Genomic DNA, 2,416 nt, shown 5'->3' with positions numbered 1-2,416 from the left:
AGGCCTGCGGTCAGCGTGGCCTGGAACAGGCGGCGCACCTGGCCGGCCACCACGTCGTCAACGCCCTTGCGGGCCGTCAGGCCATCCAGCAGCACGATGGCCATGCGGGCCGTCAGGCCATCCAGCAGCACGATGGCCATGTCGACCTGGCTGCGCTTGTCCGAGGTGAGCATGGGGCCCAGCTTGAGCAGGGTTTCGGTATCGCGGCGGGTCGCTTCGGCCACCTCGCGCTCTCGGATCTCGTTGCGGTCCAGGTAGCGCTGCAGGGTGCCAAAGCCGGTGGCGGTGACGCTGGCCAGCACGGTGGTGAGCAGCCAGAAGCCGGCCTTGGTGTCGAAGAAGGCGGCCAGCCGCTCCAGCGGGCCGGGCGCCGAGCGTGGCGAGCTGACAGCCAGTTCCTGGCGAAGCTGCAGCCTGAACTGCTCTTCCTCGCGGATTGCCTGTCGCTGTTCGTCGGTCAGTGCCATGCCGGCATTGTCGGCAGCGAAGTGGCCGCCGCCATCCCGCATCCGGGGGAAGGGTGGAGGCCGGGGCGCTCGCCCTCAGCCGCCGGCCAGCAGCGCCTGCGCATGGCGCGCGGCGATCCATTCCTCGTTGGTGGGCTCGACCGCGACCCGCACGCGGCTCTCGGGGGTGGAGATCAGCGGGGCGTGGACGGCATTGGCCGCAGGATCCAGTGCCAGGCCGAGGTAGCCCAGGCCGGCGCAGACGCGGGCGCGGATCTCGGCGTTGTGTTCGCCGATGCCGGCGCTGAAGACCAGCAGGTCCAGGCCGCCGAGCACGGCCACCAGCGCGCCGATCTCGCGCAAGATGCGGCGCACGTAGAGCGCCAGCGCGGCCTGCACGCGCGGCGAGCCGGCTTCCAGCGGCAGCAGCTCGCGCGGGTCAGCCGAAATGCCGGAGATGCCCAGCAGGCCGGACTCGTGGTACAGCAGGTGGCCAACCTGTTGCAGGCTGAGTTTTTCGATCTCCATCAGGTAGAGCACGGCGCCTGGGTCCAGCGAACCGCAGCGGGTGCCCATCATCAGGCCGTCCAGCGCCGAGAAGCCCATGGTGGTGGCGACGCTTTGCAGGCCCTGCATGGCGCACAGGCTGGCGCCGCTGCCCAGGTGGGCCACGAGGGTGCGGCCGCGCGCGGCCTCGCCATGGCGCTCGGCCAGCGCAATGCCGAGGTATTCGTAGGACAGGCCGTGGAAGCCGTAGCGGCGCAGGCCGCGTTCCCAGGCGGCGTAGGGCAGCGGCAGCATCTGCTCGACTTGGGCCAGCGTGTGGTGGAAGGCGGTGTCGAAGCAGGCGACCTGCGGCAGGCCGGGCCGCGTCTGAAGCAGCACCTCGATGGCCTCCAGCGCAAACGGCTGGTGCAGCGGGGCCAGCGGGATGTAGCCCTTCAGGTCGGCCAGCACGTGCGCGTCCACCCGCACCGGGGCCGAATACTTGGCGCCGCCATGCACCACGCGGTGGGCCACGGCGGACAGCGGCCGGCCAGCGAGTTGCGTGAGCACCCGCGCCTCGATGATGGCCAGTGCGTCGTGGTAGGGCGCCCCAGCCCCCAGCGCCACGTTTTCGGCCACCGCGGGCTGGCCGGCTGCAGCGCTGGACAGGCGCGGCTTCGCGCTGGTGATGCCTTCGACCTTGCCGCCCCATTCGGGCTCGCGCGGCAAGGGGCCGGCGCCACCTTCACCACCTTCAAACAGCGCAAATTTGATGCTCGACGAGCCGCAGTTCAGTACCAGAAGCATGTGGCTGTTCATGGCGGCGTGGCCCGGTAGCCGTGGGCCAGCAGCACGGCCAGCGCGCAGGAGGCGATGCGGGCCTCGCGGCTGTCGGCGCGGCTGGTCAGCACGATGGGCACGCGGGCGCCCATGACGATGCCGGCGCTGTGGGCGCCACCCAGGTATTCGAGCTGCTTGGCCAGCATGTTGCCGCTCTCCAGGTCCGGCACGACCAGCACGTCGGCCCGGCCTGCGACCTCGGAGCGGATGCCCTTGATGGTGGCCGCTGCGACCGACACGGCGTTGTCGAAGGCCAGCGGGCCGTCCAGAAGACCGCCGCTGATCTGGCCGCGGTCGGCCATCTTGCACAGCGCGGCGGCGTCCACCGTGGCCGGCATGTGCGGGTTGACGGTTTCGACTGCCGCAAGGATGGCCACGCGCGGCGCGGCCACGCCGATGGCATGCGCCAGGTCGATGGCGTTGCGGATGATGTCGGCCTTCTCGTCCAGCGTGGGCGCGATGTTGATCGCCGCGTCGGTGATGATGAAAGGCCGCGGGTAGGCCGGCGTCTGCATCAGGAAGCAGTGGCTGATGCGGCGCGCGGTGCGCAGGCCGGTGGCGCCGTTGACGACCGCGGCCATCAGCTCGTCGGTGTGCAGGCTGCCTTTCATCAGGGCTTCGACCAGGCCGCTGGCGGCCAGCTG

At 70.9% G+C, this 2,416-nt stretch carries 3 protein-coding genes; all 3 read right to left on the bottom strand.

The genetic code is table 11. The features are described from left to right. Window positions 1–467: hypothetical protein (locus tag FKP22_RS27390; protein ID WP_141291119.1), on the bottom strand; the 467-nt coding region annotated here is incomplete at its 3' end. Between the two features lie 75 nt (window positions 468–542). Beyond that, window positions 543–1,739, bottom strand: a complete 1,197-nt coding sequence (locus tag FKP22_RS27385; protein WP_231010570.1) for an acetate/propionate family kinase — start codon at window positions 1,737–1,739, stop codon at window positions 543–545. Between the two features lie 8 nt (window positions 1,740–1,747). Next, window positions 1,748–2,416 (bottom strand): bifunctional enoyl-CoA hydratase/phosphate acetyltransferase (locus FKP22_RS27380; RefSeq protein ID WP_141291116.1); only part of this gene is annotated, 669 nt, incomplete at its 5' end.

It is taken from the genome of Ideonella azotifigens (assembly GCF_006519715.1).
Taxonomy (GTDB): Bacteria; Pseudomonadota; Gammaproteobacteria; order Burkholderiales; family Burkholderiaceae_C; genus Ideonella; species Ideonella azotifigens.
The sequence above is the reverse complement of the archived record's forward strand: the minus strand, read 5'-3'. Positions and strand labels throughout refer to the sequence as shown.

Coding starts and splice junctions, on each gene's coding strand:
- FKP22_RS27385 (WP_231010570.1), bottom strand. CDS start 1,739: ATGCTTCTGGTACTGAACTGCGGCTCGTCGAGCATCAAATTTGCGCTG.